This is a genomic window from Tardiphaga sp. (assembly GCF_041424195.1).
In the GTDB taxonomy this organism is placed as follows: Bacteria; Pseudomonadota; Alphaproteobacteria; order Rhizobiales; family Xanthobacteraceae; genus Tardiphaga.
Window position 1 is genome coordinate 1 of the sequence record NZ_JBGMOE010000045.1, and the last position, 2,063, is coordinate 2,063.

Here is a 2,063-nt window from a genome sequence, read left to right on the forward strand (position 1 = left end):
TTGCGGTGAAGCGCAAGCTGCAGCCGGGCGACAAGATGGCCGGCCGTCACGGCAACAAGGGCGTCATCAGCCGCATCCTGCCGATCGAGGACATGCCGTTCCTGGAAGACGGCACCCACGTCGACATCGTGCTGAACCCGCTGGGCGTGCCTTCGCGCATGAACGTCGGGCAGATCTTCGAGACCCACCTGGGCTGGGCCGCGCGCGGCCTGGGCCAGCAGATCAAGCACGCGCTTGAGGACTGGCGCTATGCCAATCCCAATCCGGAAGCGGCCGCGCCGCCGAGCGTGCTGATCGACAAGCTCAAGGACGTGTACGGCGAGCAGTACCACGCCGATATCGACAGCCGGAACACGGCCGAGATCGTCGAGCTGGCCGAGAACCTGAAGGCCGGCGTACCCATGGGCACCCCGGTGTTCGACGGCGCGCGCGAATCCGACATCTCGGCGATGCTGACCAAGGCCGGTCTCGACACCTCGGGCCAGTCCACGCTCTATGACGGGCGCACGGGCGAAGCCTTCGACCGCAAGGTCACGGTGGGCATCATCTACATGCTGAAGCTGCACCACCTGGTCGACGACAAGATCCACGCGCGTTCGATCGGGCCGTACAGCCTCGTCACCCAGCAGCCGCTGGGCGGCAAGGCCCAGTTCGGTGGCCAGCGCTTCGGGGAAATGGAGGTCTGGGCGCTCCAGGCCTACGGCGCGGCCTATACGCTGCAGGAAATGCTGACGGTGAAGTCGGACGACGTGGTCGGCCGCACCAAGGTCTACGAAGCGATCGTCAAGGGCGACGACACCTTCGAGGCCGGCATTCCCGAAAGCTTCAACGTGCTCGTCAAGGAAATGCGCTCGCTGGGCCTCAACGTCGAACTGTCGTCGCTGGACGATCAGGAAGACGACGACGGCCTTGCAGAGGCGGCGGAGTAAAGGGACTTCGCATCGCCCCTCCCGCTTGCGGGAGGGGATCGGGGTGGGCCGACCAGGCACCACCCCGGCACCAGACCCACCCCTAACCCCTCCCGCGATCGGGAGGGGGATAAAGGAAGAAACCGATGAACGACCTGACCAAATTCACCAACCAGCTCGCCAAGCCCGAGACGTTCGACCAGATCCAGATCGGTCTGGCCTCGCCCGAGCGCATCCGCTCCTGGTCCTTCGGTGAGATCAAGAAGCCGGAAACGATCAACTACCGCACGTTCAAGCCCGAGCGCGACGGCCTGTTCTGCGCGCGCATCTTCGGTCCGGTGAAGGACTACGAATGCCTGTGCGGCAAGTACAAGCGCATGAAGTACAAGGGCGTCGTCTGCGAAAAGTGCGGCGTCGAAGTCACCGTCACCAAGGTGCGCCGCGAGCGCATGGGCCACATCGAGCTGGCCGCCCCGGTCGCGCATATCTGGTTCCTGAAGTCGCTGCCCTCGCGCATCGGCCTGCTGCTGGACATGCAGCTCAAGCAGCTTGAGCGCATCCTCTACTTCGAAAGCTATGTGGTCATCGAGCCGGGCATCACCCCGCTCGAACGGTACCAGCTGCTGACCGAGGACGAACTGCTCGACGCGCAGGACGAATACGGCGAAGACGCGTTCAGCGCCGGCATCGGCGCCGAAGCGGTCAAGCAGATGCTGATCGACCTCGACCTCGAACAGGAACGCAAGGACCTGATGGAGGAGCTCGCCACCACCAAGAGCGAGCTGAAGCCCAAGAAGATCATCAAGCGCCTCAAGGTCGTGGAATCGTTCATCGATTCGGGCAACCGCCCCGAATGGATGATCCTCGACGTGGTGCCGGTCATTCCGCCGGAACTGCGCCCGCTGGTGCCGCTGGACGGCGGCCGCTTCGCGACCTCGGACCTCAACGACCTCTACCGTCGCGTCATCAACCGCAACAACCGCCTCAAGCGCCTGATCGAGCTGCGCGCGCCCGATATCATCGTGCGCAACGAAAAGCGCATGCTGCAGGAAGCGGTGGACGCGCTGTTCGACAACGGCCGCCGCGGCCGCGTCATCACCGGCGCCAACAAGCGTCCGCTGAAGTCGCTGTCCGACATGCTCAAGGGCAAGCAGG

General features: G+C 64.4%; 2 pseudogenes. Both read left to right on the forward strand.

Annotated features, from left to right (window positions below):
- A pseudogene (locus tag ACEK02_RS06610) lies at positions 1–929 on the forward strand (DNA-directed RNA polymerase subunit beta); the annotation flags it as partial.
- 125 nt (positions 930–1,054) lie between these two features.
- Positions 1,055–2,063: pseudogene (locus tag ACEK02_RS06615) on the forward strand (DNA-directed RNA polymerase subunit beta'); the annotation flags it as partial.